Annotated in this window: 14 protein-coding genes; 4 read left to right on the plus strand and 10 right to left on the minus strand. The window is 44.7% G+C overall.

The window, feature by feature from the left end:
* Positions 1-5 precede the first annotated feature (5 nt).
* Both QFZ78_RS08790 and glgB read right to left on the minus strand, forming a co-directional pair.
* Entirely contained in the window at positions 6-1,154 is a 1,149-nt protein-coding gene (locus QFZ78_RS08790; RefSeq protein WP_307546764.1) for a glucose-1-phosphate adenylyltransferase, read from the minus strand.
* Positions 1,097-3,103, minus strand: a complete 2,007-nt coding sequence (gene glgB / locus QFZ78_RS08795) for a 1,4-alpha-glucan branching protein GlgB (protein WP_307546766.1) — start codon at positions 3,101-3,103, stop codon at positions 1,097-1,099. Before glgB ends, QFZ78_RS08790 begins: the two co-directional genes overlap by 58 nt.
* Before the next feature lie 181 nt (positions 3,104-3,284).
* Between glgB and QFZ78_RS08800 the strand changes: the two genes are divergently transcribed.
* The 3 genes from QFZ78_RS08800 to QFZ78_RS08810 are packed head-to-tail and all read left to right on the plus strand — an operon-like array spanning position 3,285 to position 6,052.
* Positions 3,285-4,415, plus strand: coding sequence for a peptidylprolyl isomerase (locus QFZ78_RS08800; RefSeq protein WP_307546769.1), 1,131 nt, complete (start codon positions 3,285-3,287; stop codon positions 4,413-4,415).
* A 54-nt stretch (positions 4,416-4,469) separates the two neighbouring features.
* Positions 4,470-5,336, plus strand: coding sequence for a class I SAM-dependent methyltransferase (locus QFZ78_RS08805; protein ID WP_307546771.1), 867 nt, complete (start codon positions 4,470-4,472; stop codon positions 5,334-5,336).
* A gap of 2 nt (positions 5,337-5,338) precedes the next feature.
* Positions 5,339-6,052 carry an RluA family pseudouridine synthase gene (locus tag QFZ78_RS08810; RefSeq protein WP_307546773.1) on the plus strand — a complete coding sequence of 238 codons (714 nt, stop codon included), beginning with the start codon at positions 5,339-5,341 and terminating at the stop codon, positions 6,050-6,052.
* Between the two features lie 26 nt (positions 6,053-6,078).
* Here the strand turns inward: QFZ78_RS08810 and QFZ78_RS08815 are convergent, their stop codons facing one another.
* A complete protein-coding gene (locus tag QFZ78_RS08815; RefSeq protein WP_057301854.1) occupies positions 6,079-6,483 on the minus strand; it encodes a MarR family winged helix-turn-helix transcriptional regulator in 405 nt (134 codons plus the stop codon).
* A 334-nt stretch (positions 6,484-6,817) separates the two neighbouring features.
* Here QFZ78_RS08815 and QFZ78_RS08820 point away from each other — a divergent pair, with 334 nt between their 5' ends.
* Complete coding sequence (locus tag QFZ78_RS08820; protein WP_154669521.1) at positions 6,818-6,985, plus strand: hypothetical protein; 168 nt, start codon at positions 6,818-6,820, stop codon at positions 6,983-6,985.
* Here QFZ78_RS08820 and gyrA read toward each other — a convergent pair.
* The 7 genes from gyrA to QFZ78_RS08855 form a co-directional block, all read right to left on the minus strand.
* Positions 6,976-9,417: a DNA gyrase subunit A gene (gyrA, locus tag QFZ78_RS08825; protein ID WP_307546776.1), complete on the minus strand. Its 2,442-nt coding sequence runs from the start codon at positions 9,415-9,417 to the stop codon at positions 6,976-6,978. The genes QFZ78_RS08820 and gyrA overlap by 10 nt on opposite strands.
* 24 nt (positions 9,418-9,441) lie before the next feature.
* The gene (parE, locus tag QFZ78_RS08830; RefSeq protein ID WP_307546777.1) at positions 9,442-11,409 is read right to left on the minus strand and encodes a DNA topoisomerase IV subunit B; all 1,968 of its coding nucleotides are present in this window, start codon (positions 11,407-11,409) and stop codon (positions 9,442-9,444) included.
* A 28-nt stretch (positions 11,410-11,437) separates the two neighbouring features.
* Positions 11,438-12,430 (minus strand): ABC transporter permease, encoded by a 993-nt coding sequence (locus QFZ78_RS08835; protein WP_307555567.1) that lies wholly within the window; start codon positions 12,428-12,430, stop codon positions 11,438-11,440.
* A gap of 15 nt (positions 12,431-12,445) precedes the next feature.
* A complete protein-coding gene (locus QFZ78_RS08840; protein WP_307546778.1) occupies positions 12,446-13,408 on the minus strand; it encodes an ABC transporter ATP-binding protein in 963 nt (320 codons plus the stop codon).
* A 14-nt stretch (positions 13,409-13,422) separates the two neighbouring features.
* Entirely contained in the window at positions 13,423-14,238 is an 816-nt protein-coding gene (locus tag QFZ78_RS08845; protein WP_307546780.1) for a GDSL-type esterase/lipase family protein, read from the minus strand.
* A 912-nt stretch (positions 14,239-15,150) separates the two neighbouring features.
* On the minus strand, positions 15,151-16,998 hold the full coding sequence (locus tag QFZ78_RS08850) for an ABC transporter ATP-binding protein (RefSeq protein WP_307546782.1): 1,848 nt from the start codon (positions 16,996-16,998) through the stop codon (positions 15,151-15,153).
* Positions 16,995-18,824: an ABC transporter ATP-binding protein gene (locus QFZ78_RS08855; RefSeq protein ID WP_307546784.1), complete on the minus strand. Its 1,830-nt coding sequence runs from the start codon at positions 18,822-18,824 to the stop codon at positions 16,995-16,997. The genes QFZ78_RS08850 and QFZ78_RS08855 overlap by 4 nt, the downstream gene beginning before the upstream one ends.
* Between the last annotated feature and the right edge of the window lie 226 nt (positions 18,825-19,050).

Genomic DNA, 19,050 nt, shown 5'->3' on the forward strand with positions numbered 1-19,050 from the left:
CGACATCATCCCTTCTGATTGGCACTCCCTGATATCCGTTCATTGCCACCAATAAGTACAATTTCCCCTTTGCCATCTACCACAGCACCGTCTTCAACAACCGTGTTTTCGCCGATAATCGCTTTGTTGATCGTTACGTTATTCCCAATTTTGGCATTAGGCATAATGACGGAGTCGCGAATCTGGCTTCCTTCGCCAACCTGTACACCGAAGAACAATACCGAATGATCGACATCTCCGAATATCGCGCAGCCTTCATTCACGAGTGAACGCTTAATATTCGCAGTTGGCGCCACATACTGAGCCGGCTGGTATGGATTTTGGGAGTATACCCGCCAGTCCTTATCATTTAAATTAAGCTCATTATTATCGTCCAACAGGTCCATGTTTGCTTCCCACAGACTATCGATCGTACCTACATCTTTCCAGTAGCCTTCAAAAGGATAAGCGAACATTCTCGCCTCATCTTTCAGCATCATTGGAATAATATCCTTACCAAAATCTTTGCTGGAGTTAGGATTTTCTTCATCCTCGAGCAAATAAGATTTCAATACGCTCCAATTAAAAATATAAATACCCATCGAAGCCAAGTTACTGTTCGCTTCTTTCGGTTTTTCTGCAAATTCAGTTATTTCTTGTTTGTCATTGACGCTCATGATACCGAATCGGTTCGTTTCCTCCCATTTAACTTCAATGACAGCAATCGATGCGTCGGCCTTCTTTTCTTTGTGGTAAGACAGCATTAGATCATAGTCCATTTTGTAGATGTGATCACCCGAGATGACCAAAACATATTCGGGATCATATTGCTCAATAAAGCCGATATTGCGATAAATGGCATTCGCTGTTCCTTTATACCAATCCCCGCCTTTTTGTTCCATGAACGGCGGCAAAACCGTCACACCGCCATATTTGCGGTCAAGGTCCCACGAACTTCCAATCCCAATGTAAGTATTGAGTACGAGAGGTTGATACTGGGTTAGGACACCAACAGTGTCAATCCCTGAATTCGTACAATTGCTGAGGGTAAAATCAATGATACGATACTTCCCGCCAAAATGAACGGCTGGCTTGGCTAAATTGTTCGTCAGAACGCCTAATCTTCGTCCTTCTCCTCCAGCGAGGAGCATGGCAACACATTCTTTACTGCGCATATCTGATTTCCCCCTTCAACTTCGTCAATCACAGTTTGGAATTCACTCACACATTTTATATAAACAGCCGCAAGCGGCGGAATACACAACGCTAAACTATTAGGTTGCCCATGCAGTGATCGCTTTTCACTGGATATAGGCTCGGAGTTACCTTGACCAGAACCGCCAAACTCGGGTGCATCGCTGTTAAATACGACTTCGTACACGCCATGCCTCGGAACGCCAATTCGATAATCCGGGTGCACCACAGGGGTGAAATTACAAACGAGAATCAAGTCATCCTCAGGCAATTTCCCTTTGCGCATAAAGGTCACAACGCTTTGGCTCTCGTCATGAGGGTTGATCCACTCAAACCCCTCCTGATGATGATCCAACTGCCACAACGCCGGTTGGTCCAAATAAAATTGATTAAGTGCCTTGACATAATGATGCATTTGACTATGTTTTTCGTATCCTTCAAGCAAAAACCAATCGAGTTCTTCAAGATCTTTCCATTCGTCGAATTGCCCGAATTCACTGCCCATAAACAGCAGCTTTTTACCAGGGTGACCCGTCATATACCCATATAGAACTCGCAGATTAGCAAATTTCTGCCAATAATCGCCTGGCATCTTATGAAGGAGTGAGCGTTTGCCATGCACCACTTCGTCGTGGGAAAGCGGGAGTACATAATTTTCACTAAAGGCATACATGAATGAGAACGTGATCAGCTTGTGATGATACTTGCGGTTAATAGGATCTAATTTCATATACCGCAGCATATCGTTCATCCAACCCATGTTCCACTTATAATTAAATCCGAGTCCTCCATCATGGACAGGCGCAGTAACGAGCGGCCAATCGGTAGAATCCTCAGCCATCATCAGCGCATCAGGGTAGAAGGAGAAGATGGCCTGATTCAGCTTGCGCAGGAATGCGATCGCTTCGGGATTGTCATCCCCACCCCATTGATTCTTGATTGGTTCCTCGCTCCATCTGCCAAAATTCAAATGCAGCATGGAAGCCACAGCATCCACTCGAATACCATCAATATGATACATGTCCATCCAAAATACAGCATTTGAGATTAAGAAGCTTTGAACCTCCGGTCGGCCAAAATCGAAAGTAAGAGTACCCCACTCCTGTTTCTCGGCTTTGCGAGGGTCCTGGTATTCATACAGCGGCTTCCCATCAAACTGCCTGAGTCCATGACTGTCCTTAACGAAATGACCAGGAACCCAGTCCATAATGACCCCAATACCCTTCTGATGGCATCGGTCAACGAAATGCATGAATTCCTTAGGAGAACCGTGACGGCTAGTTACGGAGAAGTAGCCTGTTGCTTGATAACCCCAAGAACGGTCAAACGGATGCTCAGCCAGCGGCATTAATTCAATGTGTGTATACCCCATTTCAACTGCGTAATCGACTAGCTCTTCAGCAAGCTGATCATAGGTATACAAGTCTTCACTATGTCGGTCCTTTTTACGCCACGTACCCAGATGAACCTCATAAATAGATAGTGGCTTATTGTAGGCGGGGCTTTCCTTTTTCTGCTGCTGCCATGCCTGATCCTTCCATTCATAACCTTCTAGGTCAACAACACGCGATGCTGTACCCGGACGTAATTCCGAATAAAAGGCATACGGGTCTGCTTTCAACAAAATCTGGCCCGTCTCGCTATGAATTTCAAATTTGTAATAATCGCCTTCACTTGCTTCTGGCACGAACAATATCCATAAGCCAAGTGTACTGAACTTCTCTAAACGATGTGTCCCAGATTGCCAACTGTTGAAATCACCAAGCAAGTAAACCTGTTTGGCATGAGGTGCCCATACGGCAAAACGAACCCCCTCTTGCCCTTTTGTTTTGCTTACATGCGCCCCTAAGATGCGATAACTGTGGTAAAGGGATCCTTCATGAAGCAGAAACAAATCTTCTGAGCTAGGTATACCAACATTTGCCCCCACGTTATCCCTCCTTATATCAACCTGATTTCGTCAAAACTGGATTTTACTTATAATCGCCTTACGTTACAAATACAACAAACAGCCAAAGAATCCTTCATTTTTACCTTAAAAAAAAAAGGAAATTACTCAACCCTTGGTGAATTAATTGAGGGACATTATATCGAGAGGTGGAACACAAATAATGAAAGATAAAGTAAAGGGACTTATCGTTGGTCTAACGATCGGTTCCGTATTAAGCGGGACAGTAGCATTTGCAGCAAACAGTCAAATTGAAGTAGCATTCCGAAGTCTTAAGTATATGTTTGACGGTGTTGAGAAAACACCTGCCGAAGCTAAAGGATTTATTTATGAAGGCTCTACCTATGTACCCCTTAGATTTGTAAGTGAAGCACTAGGGAAAAAGGTCGAGTGGGACGAAGAAAATGAAACCATTTGGATCGGCAACAATCCTAAGCAAGTGGTTGCAACTTACAAAGGTGGAACTGTGACCAAGGGTGAATTTGATACCTTCTTTGCTTTGCAAGCGCTCTTCAATGGAGGCCATACTGAGTCTAAAGATGAGCCAGATTATCAAGAAAAGGTGATCAAACAGCTAATTCAAAACCGAATTCTTTTCGGTAGAGCATCTGAGGTTGACCAGAACGCTGCCAAAGATGATGCTGTTAAACAAATCGCTGCTTGGAAAAGCCAATTTGGCGAAGTGAAGTTCCTTGACGATTTGAAAAAGGCGAACACGACAGTAACGGATCTTCAGTACTTTCTGGTAGGCAGCATCGGTGCACAAAATTACATCAAGTCCAGTATTTCCGATGCCCAGTTAAAAGCCAAATATGATGAAACACTCAAAGTAGATAAAGATGCTTATACCATTGCCTCCGTGCGTCACATTTTGATTGGATTGAATGACCCATCAAGCTCGGAGGACAAAGCTCTTCGTACGAAAGAGGAAGCACTCCAGCGAGCAAAAGAAGTTCAGCAGAAGCTTAAGAACGGTGAAGATTTCGCCAAACTAGCCAAAGAATTCTCAGATGACCCAGGCTCCAAAGATGCAGGCGGTCTTTATGCGGATGCCGATGTAAGTTTATGGGTGCCTGAGTTTAAGAAAGCAGCTATCGAGCAGACGATCGGAACGATCGGTGATCCCATCGCGACCGATTTCGGTTATCACGTTATTAAAGTAGAAGCCAGATCCGTTAAATCCTTTGATTCTGTGAAAGAACAGCTGAAAGCTTCGCTTGAACAACAGCAATTTCAACAATTTGCAGAAAAAGAACTGGATGGTTTGATTGAAAAGATCGATTTAGGTCAATAAATGGTGTACAATGGATGTTTGTTAAAGTATACAAGTTGAAGGATGGATTGCAGCATGTTTTATGCAAAAGATTGGGTTGATTATGAGCTCCTCGATACAGGCGGCGGCGAAAAGCTCGAGCGTTGGGGTACGATCGTCCTGAGAAGACCAGACCCACAAATCATTTGGCCGTTACAAAAAGAAACGCCGTCATGGCGTCAAGCTGATGCTCACTATCACCGCAGCTCCAGTGGCGGCGGACAATGGGAGCAGCACGCTGAGCTTCCTGAGAGATGGACGATTAACTATGACCAGAAATTGTCCTTCTATATCAAGCCGACCAGCTTCAAGCATACGGGCTTATTCCCTGAGCAAGCAATCAACTGGAAATGGATGATGGACAAAATCCAAGGAGCTGGACGTCCAATCAAAGTATTGAACCTGTTTGCTTATACTGGTGGAGCTTCACTGGCTTGCGCTTACGCAGGTGCCGAAGTTTGCCATGTGGATGCCTCCAAAGGTGTCGTTCAATGGGCTAAGGAAAATCTGCATCTGAGCGGCCTGGGCAGCCGTCCTGTTCGATTTATCACGGATGACGTATTCAAATTCGTACAAAGAGAACAGCGCCGCGGAAGCAAATACGATGCGATTATCATGGATCCTCCTTCCTACGGACGCGGACCCAACGGTGAGACTTGGAAATTAGAAGATGACCTCTTCCCTTTCATTGAAACCTGCCAATCGATTCTGACGGACAATCCGTTGTTCCTGTTGATCAACTCTTATACAACGGGTATCTCGGCCACTGTGCTCCAGAACATCTTAAGCATGGCGATGAAAGCCAAGCATGGCGGCACGATCTCCAGTGGCGAAATCGGCCTGCCGATCACCCACTCCGGCTTGATGCTCCCTTGCGGCATTCTGGGACGCTGGGAGGCGTAACGGTGGCAGCATCTAGAGATGGCTCGGGAGCATCACAAATTCCGATACTGTTCGAAGACAACCACATTCTTGTGGTTGAGAAGCCCGTCAATATGCCTACGCAGGAAGACGATTCACGCGATCCTGATCTGCTTAATGTGCTGAAGGCAGATCTGAAGCACCGCCATAACAAGCCCGGCAATGTGTACCTCGGGCTTGTACACCGGCTGGATCGTCCCGTTGGCGGCGTGATGGTATTCGCCAAAACGTCAAAAGCCGCGTCCCGACTATCTGACGCGGTAAGAACGAGGCAGCTCGACAAGACGTACGTCGCTGTCGTGCATGGCAAGCCGCCACAGCCGTCCGCTACGCTGCGCCACTTTCTTTGGAAGGACACGCTGACGAATACCGTCAGCGTGGTCAGAGAAGGCCAGCAGGACGCCAAGGAGGCTGTGCTGGACTATAAGCTGCTCGGCAGCCAAGACGGGCTCAGCTTGATCCAGATCAAGCTGCATACCGGGCGGCCGCATCAAATCCGCGTGCAGCTAGCAGCCATCGGCTGCATGCTCTACGGCGACCAGCGCTACGGCAGCGCGGTCAACAAACCCGGCCAGCAGCTTGCGCTGTGGGCCACGGCTCTTGCCTTTGAGCATCCAACGCTCAAAGAGACGCTGCGCTTTCGGTCGCTGCCGCCAATGCAGCGGCCCTGGAGCGAATTTACACTCCCTGAGTTGTAAATTCGCCTCAACCCTTTGGGTCGCTATTAATTGGCGACCTTCCCAAGCAAATAAATAAGCAATTTCTGATTATGGGCGGAAACGCGGCTCAGGTACGAATCCAAAAGTTGTTCCCGGATTCTCATACCTCTTTCGCATTCCGCCTTTCCTTTTTCCGTGACGTTGACCCAAACGATACGGCGGTCCTTCTCATCCCGCTCCCTTGCGATCAATTCACTTTTCTCCATCCGATCTAACAGTGTTGTCACAGCTGCAGGCGTTGTGGATAAATATTCGATTAAATCAGAAGGCTTCATCCGTTCATTCGTCATAAGCAGCTCTAACACATTAAGCTGTCCTTCGGTAATGGTAGGTGCTAATCCTACCTCCATCTGGTTTTTCAATTCCTTAGACAATTTCAACCATAGCTTCCCAAATTCATCGGAATACATCCTCATCAACTCGCTTCCAACATCTCCTAAGGCAAGTATAGCATGCCTTTTCTTCGGTTTAAAGGTTAATGCCATTAATATTTTCAGACAAAAGCTGCACCGTTTGAGACATGCTGTGGCTTGCTGTCGATCCCTCAATTACTTTGTCCGATTAACAAGAAATTGCCCAAGCTTCTCGACTTCTTTTAACACCTCGCCAACTTCTTACATATACTGTGATGCAGGTATGCACTGTTTTTACTAACGAAAACAATTACTATGGCTTCGTAAGTATCACAATAAGTCTATCTTACGATGCTAGTTTTCTTAAGAAAACTCAAAGGAGTGGTTTAAGGTGGAAGCTTGGAAAATAGAGCTTGGTAAGAAGGCACTGGAAGCTGGCATAATGAAAGACCCACAGTGGCTGGATCGATTAGACGAACCGATGCCCCTGTGGGTCCTATTAGAGTTAGCTTTTATGCTCATTGAGAAGCTGGATCCACCTACAATCAGCTATGATTGAGGGAATCTCAAAATCTCTACGATCGCATCTGTTTTGGAAACAGGTATAAGTTGTTTACCTTGTGCTTTACGATCCTCCAGAGGTGCTGTCTCTGTTGAGAAACGCAGCTTCTCCCCATTACTCATGACAGCCGTAATGAGATAATCCATTTTCACAATAAATGTGCGTATTAAGGCTGAGCCATTAGGTCTCACACGCTTGCCTTCTTTAAATTCGAAGGTAAGTATGCCCTTTCCGCCGCGTCCTTGGATGGGATAGTCCACAACTAGGGAACGCTTCGCATACCCGAGGTCTGAGATGACCAACACTTCTCCCTCATCCCCATAAATCCACTCGGCCGAGACGACTTCATCGTCTTCCTTGAGCTGGATGCCGCGCACACCCGCGGCCCCACGGCCCATCGGGTTCACTTCCTCCTCACGGAAACGGATACTCATGCCCTGCTTCGTAACAAGCAATATTTCTTTCGTATTGTCACTTAGGTGTACATGAAGGACTTCGTCATTCTCGCCGAGCTTACAAGCAACGATTCCGTTTGAGCGGTTCGTCATATATTCTTTCAGCTCTGTTCGCTTCACTTGTCCTTTGCGTGTGACAAACACAAGCGACTTAGTTGGATCCTCAAAGCCCTTCACCGGAATAACGTTTACAATGCGATCTTCTTTGGCAATAGGAATGACATTCACAATCGCGGTGCCATTCTCTTTCCACTTATACTCCGGCACTTGATGGACAGGCAGTAAGTAATATTGCCCCTTCTTCGTGAAGATCAACAAGCTTTCGATCGTATTCACGTCGAGCAGGAAGCGCAAGTAATCGCCATCCTTCAGTCCTGTATTCTCGAGTTCTCCGCCTGATCGTGTGAACGAAAGCTTGCTCGTCCGTTTCAAGTAACCTTCATTGGACAACGTAACAAAGACGTCTTCCGCGTTCACCAGCACCTCAAGATTAACCTTTAGTTCCTCTACTTCACCTTGGATATCCGAACGGCGGTCGATACCATACTTCTTACGGATTTCGCCCATTTCATCTTTAATTACACCTAACAGCTTCTTCAAGCTGCCAAGAATTCCACGTAAATAAGCAATCGTTTTCTCTACATCTTTCAACTCTTTATCAAGCGTTGTGATTTCCAAATTCGTTAATCGGTATAATTGCAAAACAAGAATAGCATCTGCTTGACGCTCTGAGAATCCAAACTTCTCAACAAGGTTGTTTTGCGCATCTTGCCGATTCTTAGAAGCTTTAATCGTTGCGATAACTTCGTCCAGTATGTTAAGGGCTTTGACAAGTCCCTCTAATACATGTGCACGGTCTTCGGCTTTCTCAAGCTCATATTGGGAACGGAACGTAACAACTTCCTTCTGATGCCCAATGTAAGCTTCAAGAATTTCACGAATACCCAATTGACGAGGCGCTTTATTCACAATCGCAACCATATTGAAATTGTAGGTTACTTGCAAGTCCGTCTTCTTCAGTAAGTAAGCCAAAATACCCTTGGCATCGGCTTCTTTCTTAAGCTCCACGACAATTCGCAACCCATTACGACCGCTTTCATCGCGCACTTCGGCAATTCCTTCGATTTTCTTCTCAAGCCGAATGTTCTCCATGGCTGTAACCAGACGAGATTTGACAACTTGATAAGGGATCTCCGTGATTACAATTTGTTGTCTGCCGCCGCGCATATCTTCTATCGCTGTTTTGGAACGTATGTAAATACGGCCTTTCCCTGTGCGATAAGCTTCGCGAATACCTTCTTCACCCATAATAATGCCGGAAGTCGGAAAATCCGGCCCTTTGACGATCGTCATCAATTCTTCAACTGTGATATCAGGCTTGTCAATCATGGCTGTGCAGGCATCAATGATTTCACGTAAATTATGCGGTGGAATTTCTGTTGCGAACCCAGCCGAAATCCCGCTGACACCATTCACGAGTAAGTTCGGATACCGCGCAGGGAGCACAACGGGTTCCTTCGTGGAATTATCAAAATTATCCTTGAACATGACTGTACGTTTCTCAATATCACGTAGAAGTTCCATCGCGATCTCAGAAAGTCTAGCCTCTGTGTAACGCATTGCTGCCGGCGGATCATCATCCAGTGATCCCCAGTTACCATGGCCATCCACGAGTGTGTGGCCCATCTTCCACGGCTGCGCCATACGAACCATACCATCATAAATGGAGGCATCTCCGTGCGGATGATAATTCCCCATGACATCACCGACGGTTTTGGCCGATTTGCGATAAGGCTTATCAGGAGTATTGCCCGAGTCGTACATTGCATACAAGACACGTCGTTGTACTGGCTTCAAACCATCTCTTACATCTGGAATCGCGCGATCCTGAATAATATATTTAGAATAACGCCCGAAACGATCGCCAACGATCTCCTCCAGAAAGGCAGGTAAAAACTCTTCTAATATGTTCAACGTTCATTCACCACTCTTTTTGGTCTACTCTACATATTCAGTAAAATCGACGTTCTCGATAATCCACCGCTTGCGTGGATCTACCTTATCGCCCATTAATGTTGTTACTCGCCGTTCCGCTTTAGCAGGATCTTCAATCTGTACCTGCAGCAAAGTACGGCTTTCTGGATTCATCGTCGTTTCCCATAACTGCTCAGGATTCATCTCACCAAGACCTTTATAACGCTGAAGCTCGGTATTCTTACCAAGTTCTTTGACAACTACCTGCAGCTGATCGTCTGTCCAGGCGTACTTGTATCCACCATTCTTACCTTTTCTTGTCACTTTATAAAGCGGTGGTTGTGCGATGAACACTTTACCCTGATCGATCAATGGCTTCATATAGCGATAAAAGAAGGTCAAAAGCAGGACCTGAATGTGTGCACCATCCGTGTCTGCATCTGTCATAATAATAATTTTACCGTAATTCATCTCTTCGGATTCGAATTCAGAGCCCACGCCAGCCCCAATGGCTGCGATGATCGCTTTGTATTCATCATTTTTCATAATATCGAGAAGCTTGGATTTCTCGGGATTCATTGGTTTTCCTTTGAGCGGTAAAATCGCCTGATGCTTGGAATCACGTCCTTGCTTCGCTGAACCGCCGGCGGAATCTCCTTCGACAATGAACAACTCATTGCGCTGCAAATCCTTCGATTGAGCAGGGGTTAGCTTACCATTCAGGTTTGAGCTCTCACTCTTTCCTTTTTTACCGCTGCGAATTTCTTCCCGCGCTTTACGAGCAGCTTCCCGTGCTTTGGAAGCTTGTACAGCCTTCTTCAGCATCATTTGCGCGATTTGCGGATTTTCCTCCAAGAAAACAGTCATTTTATCAGAAACAACCGCATCCACTGCGCTTCTTGCATTAGCGCTTCCAAGCTGATCTTTCGTTTGACCAACGAATTCAACATCGCCCATCTTGATATTGATAACAACCATCATACCTTCCCGAAGGTCGGTACCATCAAGATTTTTTTCTTTTTCTTTGATAATGCCCCCTTTACGGGCATATTCATTCATGACGCGTGTATAAGCCGTCTTAAAGCCAGTCTCATGCGTACCGCCGCCGCGAGTAGGGATTGAGTTTACGAAGGAAGCGATCGTTTCCGTGTAGCCATCATTATATTGCAGGGCCACTTCCACTTCGATTTCATCCTTTTCTGAAGCAAAGTGAATCACAGGATGAAGAACTGTTTTCTCCTCATTCAGGAATTCAACAAATTGACTTGCGCCACCCTCATATTGAAAAGTATCTAACTTATCCGAACGTTCGTCTTTCAAGTTTACGAGAAGTCCTGAATTGAGGAAAGCAATTTCTTGCAGACGTTCAGCTAAAGTATCGTAGTTTATGGTCGTTCCGCCTTGAAATACGCGTTTGTCAGGCTTGAAAGTGACTTTCGTTCCTGTTCGATTGGTATTTCCTACGACTTCAAGCCCGGTAACGGGTTCACCAACATGCTCGATTCCTGCATCGTCAACCCAATATTCAAAGCGCATTTTATGCACCTTGCTATCTCGGTAAATTTCTACTTCCAGCCATTCGGATAGGGCATTTGTTACCGATGCGCCAACACCATGAAGTCCGCCAGACTTCTTATAGCCTGTTCCACCAAATTTGCCGCCGGCATGTAGGATAGTAAATACAACTTGTGGAGTTGGTACGCCGGTCTTATGCATACCGGTTGGAATCCCCCTACCATTATCCTGAACCGTAATCGACTGATCCTTATGTATCGTCACATTAATCTTGGAACAATGTTTGGCAAGATGCTCGTCAACCGCATTGTCCACGATCTCCCAGATCAGATGATGTAGACCCGATGCACTTGTACTACCAATATACATCCCTGGTCTTTTACGAACTGCTACAAGACCTTCCAGGACTTGTATATCATCAGCCTCATAATTCGATGTTGGGGCTATTCCTTTCGCCAATTCTAGCTGCTCGGACATTGAAGCCCTCCTTTATCTAAGTTAACCGTTAATTCAAAACATCTTTTCGTGAAAATACCGTAAATGAAACAATGAGTGAAGCGATCGCCCACACACTTAAAACGCTAAGTGAGAAGGTCAAGTCCATCCCTTTTATTGGTGGAAGGCCTCCCGTTAAATACTTGGTTAGGTCCAAATTGACCATAAACAAATATTTCGCAGTTTCCCAAGACGACACCATGTTCGAAAGTATGGTTCCTGATATTAATACGGCAAGCATGACCCCCATACCTGCAGCTGTGGAACGAATGAGAACGGATAGCATTAGTGACATAAGTGCTACGACTAATGCTGAGAACCAAACCAATCCAAACTCCATGATAAGAAAGAACCATTGATCAACTGCACGTACAAGACTGAAATCCACTTCCGTGCCTGTTAGCTGGATACCTGTAAAAACAGGCATCGTCCATCCGTTATACCCGAAAACAACACCTGAAATCAAATAACTTAAGACACCAGTGGACAATACGGTGAGCGAAGTGAAGAAGACAACCGTAATTAATTTACTCAATAGGATTTTCCATCGCCGGACCGGTCTTGTCAACAATAATTTAATAGTCCCCGTAGAATGCTCAGATGATACGATGTCAGCGGAAATGACCATAATAATGAGCGGAATGAATAAACCTACAGCATTTTTCACAAACTCACGTGTAAAAGTCACCGCATTCGGTGTACTCGGATCTACATCCTTTTCAAGATAATAGTTAGCAATTTGAATTTGTACTCTAAGCTGTTGTTTCCACTCATCCGGTGTTCGAGCTGATCCTAAACGCTTTTCCCAGTCGGCAATTTTCTGCCGTTGGTCCGCCTTCCAGTCCGTCGTACCAAACTGCTTTTGTGCATTTTGGGCAACTCGCATTTGAGCATAAGTGAACATAGGGATTAATGCAAGAAGTATAAGTAGGATAACATAAAAGCGTTTTTTCTTAATCATTTTAATACATTCATTCTTAACAAGGGCATATAAAATAAGCAATTCTTTCACCTTCTCCTATTCAATTCTTTCACCTTCGGTTAGGCTCAAGAACAAATCTTCCAGTGTTGGATTTTTGATTTCTACAGCAAAGAGGCTTATTCCTGCTTCCATCAAATGCTGACTTACCTGCGGGACGTTTTCCTTATCCATAAGTGTAACGATTTGTTTCACCGTCAATGGTAAGCCTATTGGACTTTCTTGAGAAATTTCCTCAATAGCCAGCACAAGTGGCGACGCCTCTAAAAGCCCCTCGGCCTTGTAGGCCGGAGACACGGACCACACGACTTTGCCTCCTTGAGCGACCAAATCATCAACGGCTCCCACTTGTATGACTTCACCATGACTAATGATGGCTACACGATGGCACATTTGTTGAATCTCGCTAAGCAAGTGACTGGATACGAACAAACTAAGTCCACCCGCGGCCAAACGCTGAATGAACTCCCTCATTTCCTTAATCCCTTGTGGATCAAGTCCATTCGTTGGCTCGTCCAATATCAATAAACTAGGCCGTCCAAGCAGTGCTTGTGCAATACCGAGTCGTTGACGCATACCAAGGGAGTAAGTCCGTACCTTATCATGAATACGTTGATCCATGGAGACGATCTCAACGACCTCTTGGATCCGTTTCTCATCGACATTCGGCAGCATTCTTGCAAAATGCTCAAGATTTTCCCAACCTGTCAAGTAGGAATATAGCTCGGGATTCTCGACGATACAACCGACATGCCGCATCGCTTGATTATGTTCCTTGTGAACATCGTGGCCACAAATCTGAATAGACCCTTCAGTCGGGCGTATTAAATCAACGAGCATGCGAATCGTCGTTGTTTTGCCCGATCCATTGGGTCCTAAGAAACCAAAGATCTCACCCGCGTATACATCAAATGAAATCCCTTTAATAATCTCTTTATTTTTAATTCGTTTTTTTAAGTTTTTCACAGATAAAACCGTTGTTGGAACTGCTGCTACAGCCATCAGCTTGGCCTCCCCTACTTCAGAATTTGTACAATCCGATCGGCAATACGCTCATAGCCGTCCCCGTTAGGATGAAAATGATCGGCTGAAGACAAATATTTGATCAAATTTTGTTCAAACAAATCATAGGTTGGGACAATGACCATTCGAGGATAACGATTCATCATTTCAAAGACACTGTTATTCCATCGCTGTACAATAAGCGAACCTTCTTTTTTGGGGTCTAAATCAAGAAAAGGATGATATAAGCCAACATATAACACAGTTGCATTCGGGTTGGCCAAATTAATCGCTTGAATTACCTTCTCCATTTTGGCCAGAGCAGGTTCTACACGTTTAAGCGCACCCTCCGGGTTAAACTCCGTCTGATTTTCTCCTTTAAAAAGCCCATCCCCACCAGCAAAAATATCATTGCCACCAATTGTGAGTAAAATGATATCCGCCTGAGCGAGTGCGTCTTGTGTCTTTTTCAGCGCTAAATCAGCGAGAAGTTGGTCACTCTTATAGCCTGGAATTGCGAGATTATTGAGCACGAATACCGGCTTACCGCTTTCCTTCTCCAGCTTTTCGCGGACACGTCCAACGTATCCTTTGCCGGTGTTATCACCAGTTCCTGCCGTTAATGAATCACCAAGCGCAACAATCTGCAGCTTACTTTTACTCTCAATCATTGTTTCTTTCTTAGGCGCAGTCGTTACAAGATTGAGGTCTCCGGATGCTTTGGGAAACCATATTTGATTCGCCGCGTAAGCAAAGCCTACTGCGAAAACAATCGTAGATATCGAAGCTGTAAGGCCAATTGCACCCCACATAAAACGAGATGATCTCAAGGAATTCCCCTCCTGCGAATAAATGGCATAATTCACTCTAAGAGTATAGCTTCTTGAATAATTTTGCAAACATTACAATACGGAACGGGCCCACATGAGATCGTGAGTTACCTGTTTCATTTATTTTGAAAATGAATGCCGCTTTCAAAAAAGCTGGCTGTATTATAACAAAATACGGCTTTGGGAGGCCCGCAGCAGTCTGAGTCGATTATTTCGGATGTCTCTTGACAGTTCAACAGCGTATAGGCTGCTGGGACGGCCTAAATATGCCAGAACCTTGTCTAGGCTGGCATCGGTAGGCTGAGAAGTCGTTTTTCGAGCTTTCGCTTGGTGATGATATTAAGAAAACCCTGCCATTAGCCAGGTCCTTCTATTAACAGCCTCCCAGCTACTTGGACATCTGTAACGATGTAAAACATCGTTACAAGCCACACGCAGAGCGGATGTCAGCGCTTTTTTATCTGCAATGATGAGAAACATCGTTACAGCACGAGACAGCCACGGCTGAGACATCTGTAACGATGTAAAAAATTGTTACAAGCCACACACAGCACGGATATCAGGCCTATCTCACCTGTATTAAAGGGTTGCCTCTCTGTCACCCAAAACATATAAATTCTTATCTTATGAAATAAGCTCGTAAACCGAGCTCTCACTTGTCGATGCTTACAATAGGCTCGGTTTCAGAGCCTATTGTAAGCGAAAATCGTTGGGAAAAATGTAGGATGAGAAGCCGTTTTCCATGCATTCGGCGGAATCAGAAATGAAGCATAAGCGGATATGCTCGAAATCTGAGCTTTCACCAGCCATTTCCCATCAACGCCAGCAACAGCCTTCCGTGCTAAGCTTGCTGTATTCACCGAAAAAAGCCGTTTAACCGCCACAGCAGTTAAAACAGCTTTTTCTCAAACTCTAAACCGCATCCTGTAAAAATTTGTATTGGGCTTGAATAAGTCCAAAGTAAATCTTTTGTTCTTTCATGAGTTCCTCATGATTACCGATCTCCATCATACGCCCATGATCGAGCACTACGATTTTATCAGCATTCCGAATCGTAGAAAGTCTGTGCGCGACGATGAAGGAGGTTCGACCAGCAAGCAGCGTTTTGAGAGCTTCCTGAATTTTGAGCTCTGTATCCGTATCAATACTAGCCGTTGCTTCATCCAAGATAAGAACACGCGGGTTCGCAAGTAGTGCTCTTGCAAAGGAAATCAACTGACGCTGACCCATCGAGAGTACGTTACCGCGCTCTTGAACCTCTGTATCATAGCCTGCTGGCAAACTCATGATAAAATCGTGTGCATGAACAGCCTTGGCTACAAGCTCAATCTCTTCATTCGTAGCATCTAGACGACCGAAGCGGATATTTTCCCGAATCGTGCCAGAGAAAATAAACGTATCTTGAAGCACGACTCCGATCTGAGAACGCAAGCTTTGGATGGTTACATGACGAATATCCTGGCCATCGATAAGTATTTTGCCTTCATTTGGGTCATAGAAACGGCATAATAAATTCATAATCGTACTTTTACCCGATCCTGTATGACCAACCAGCGCGATGGATTGACCAGCCTGTACATCCAGATTAATGCCGTTGAGTGCTGGTCTACCAGGCTCATATTCAAATACAAGATTCTCAAACTTCACATTCCCTTGGATACTTGATAGAGCTTTAGCACCCTCGATCTCAGCTACAGTTGGTTCCTCATCAATAAACTCGAAGATCCGCTCCGCTGAAGCCATTGCAATGAGCAGTTGGGAATACATTTGTCCTAACCGCGTAATTGGTTCCCAGAAATAGCCTATGTAAGTAGCGAATGCAACTAACAAACCGACCGATATTTCTTCCGTTTGAATTAAATGAGCACCTAGCCAAAACAGAATACAATAGCCAACAGCTCCCGTAATTTCAATGAGAGGACCAAACGATTGATTGAGCATCGAAGCTCGGTTCCAAGACAAACGATTGACCATATTCATTTTCGTAAAAAATTGAATATTTTCTTTTTCTTGTGTATAGGCTTGTGTAACTTTGATGCCTTGTATACATTCATTTAAATGCGCATTCAGACGGGATTGCTTCATCGTCACATCCTGCCAGGCACGACGAATCTTTTTCCGAAGCTGAGTCGATATGAGGAACATAATCGGAACCGTCACGATTATCGCTGCACCTAGTTTGAAATTAAACGTCAATAAAATAATAATAATGCCACAAAGCTGTACAACATCAATTAATAAGTTAACTACACCATTCGTGAACAAATCTTGCAACGAATTCACATAGTTCGTTACTCGAACGAGCACCGAGCCTGCCGGACGTGTATCGAAAAACCGAAACGACAGCTTTTGAATATGACTGAATAAATCATGGCGTAGATCGTAGATGACGCGCTGACCAATCATATTCGTATATTTAATGCGGAATGTATTGGCTAGCCATTGAATGACATATACGGCAAGCATGATCCCAACGATTAGAAAAAGTAGATTCTTATCCTTCGGAATGATGGAATTATCAATGGCTTCACGAATGAGCAGTGGTATGGTCAGCTTCGTAATTGCTCCTACCAACATCATAATAATGATAATAGGCAGCATTTGTTTTTTATAAGGCTTCATATAACTAAATAAACGTTTTAACTGACCCCAATCAAAAGGCTTTTCAATCAGTTCATCATCTTGATATACGAATCGTTGCCCCGCTTGGGAATCTTCTCTTTTGGCAGATGCCTCGGTTTGCGCCGAATTAGTACTCAATGTGCTAACCTTCTTTCTTGCGATGGAGAATGGTTTAACGTATCCAAATCCGTATCCTTTGTTGCCGCAGCTTGGATGCTTGCAGCCGATTTCTGAGGTCCATCCGCATACTGAATATGATAGGTTTGACGGTAAAGACCTTCCTGCTGCAGCAGGTCCTGATGTGTGCCTCTTTGCACAATCCGACCTTTATCCAGAACAATAATTTCATCCGCATGCTTCAAGGAAGAAATCCGATGAGCAATGATAAATGTTGTACGTCCTTTCATAACCTCGCCGAAGCCTGCTTGAATCTCATGTTCCGTTTCCATATCAACCGCGCTTGTCGCGTCGTCCAGAACGAGAATTTTAGGATCCTTGATAAGCGCCCGAGCAATGGCAATCCGCTGCTTTTGACCGCCAGACAAGCCTAGTCCGCGCTCGCCAACAACCGTGTCATACCCTTCCGGAAGCTCCATAATGAAATCATGCGCTTTGGACAGCTTAGCTGCCCGAATTATGTCATCCATCGTCACATCTTTACGACCATAAGAGATATTGTTGCGGATTGAAGAGGAAAACAAGAATGTTTCTTGGAAAACTGTAGCGATTTGATTGCGATAGCTTTCTACTTGTAAAGATCGAATATCTTGACCATCTAACATAACCTTGCCTTCTTTAACGTTATAAGCCCTCATTAGCAAGGAAATTACTGTTGTTTTACCCGAGCCTGTGCTGCCTAGGAGTCCTATAACAGAGCCAGGAGGAGCATCAACTGAGAAATCATAAAGGGCAGGCTGTTTTTCCGGATATGAAAATGTGACATGATCAAAACGTACATGACCTTTTACATGTTCACTCTTCAAAACAATCGCATCTTGTTGATCTTTCACATGCATGTAATGATTCAACACTTCCAAAATTTTCTCGCCAGAAGCTTTGGTTTGTGTAAAGTTATTGATATGGAAGCCCAGACCCCACATTGGTCCAATGATGTACCAGATGAGACTGAAGCAAGCAACGAGTTCACCCAGTGTAATGGTATTCTCAATCACCATGTATCCGCCAACTCCGAGCAAAGTGACGACACTTAAATTCGCCAGAATCTCCATGATTGGAAAATACTTCGCCCAAATCCCTGAGGTTTCGATATTCATGGCCTTATAATCCTCATTGCGTGCTGAAAACTTCGTTACTTCATGAGGTTCACGAGCAAACGATTTCACCGTTCGAACCCCTGTAATGTTTTCTTGTACAGCTGTGGTCATCGTGCTGAGGGATTGACGCACCATCCGGAAGGCTGGATGAATTTTGCCTTCAAAACGAATTGCGGTAAATGCCAGAAAAGGCATCGTAATCATCGTAAGTAAAGCCAGCTTCCAGTTAATCGAGAACATCATCCCCATGCCAAAAACCAACATCAGCATCACGTTTAAGAGCTGAGCAAATCCGAAGCCGATAAACTGTCGAATGGCTTCCAAATCAGCAGTCAATCTAGACATTAAGTCCCCAGTTCTCGCTTGATCATAATATTGAAAGGATAAGTACTGAAGCTTGTTGTACAGCGCATTTCGCAAATGATACGCGACGCGGTTACCCAGACGACCTCCGGATAAGCCATGAAGAAATTGAAACATCCCCTTCATTGAAACGACCACTACGACTACAAGTGCTAATCTGGGGACAAGCTCAAATTGTTTCTGCGTGATCACGTCGTCGATTAAATACCGTAGTAAATTCGGATAAACGAGACCGAGCGCGGTTGCCACCGCTAAACATAAAATTGCTCCAAAAAATAATTTTTTCTCTGGCCAAAAATACGGCTTCAGTTGCCTGAACACTTCCACTTTGGGGCCCCCTCCTCAAGAAGGATAAATTGGAAAAGCTTAGAAAGCGTTTTATTACCTAATGAATCTTAACACCATCCCTATTAGCGAGCAATCAGAGGATACGAGGATTTAAACGCTTAAATGCCCATAACTTCACAAAAACTTGCAGGAATCCCCCCTATTCTTTAAAATCATCCCGATAACCATCGATGTAAGCCCTTACATGGCAATACGCAAAAAAGGG

The organism is Paenibacillus sp. V4I5 (assembly GCF_030817255.1).
In the GTDB taxonomy this organism is placed as follows: Bacteria; Bacillota; Bacilli; order Paenibacillales; family NBRC-103111; genus Paenibacillus_E.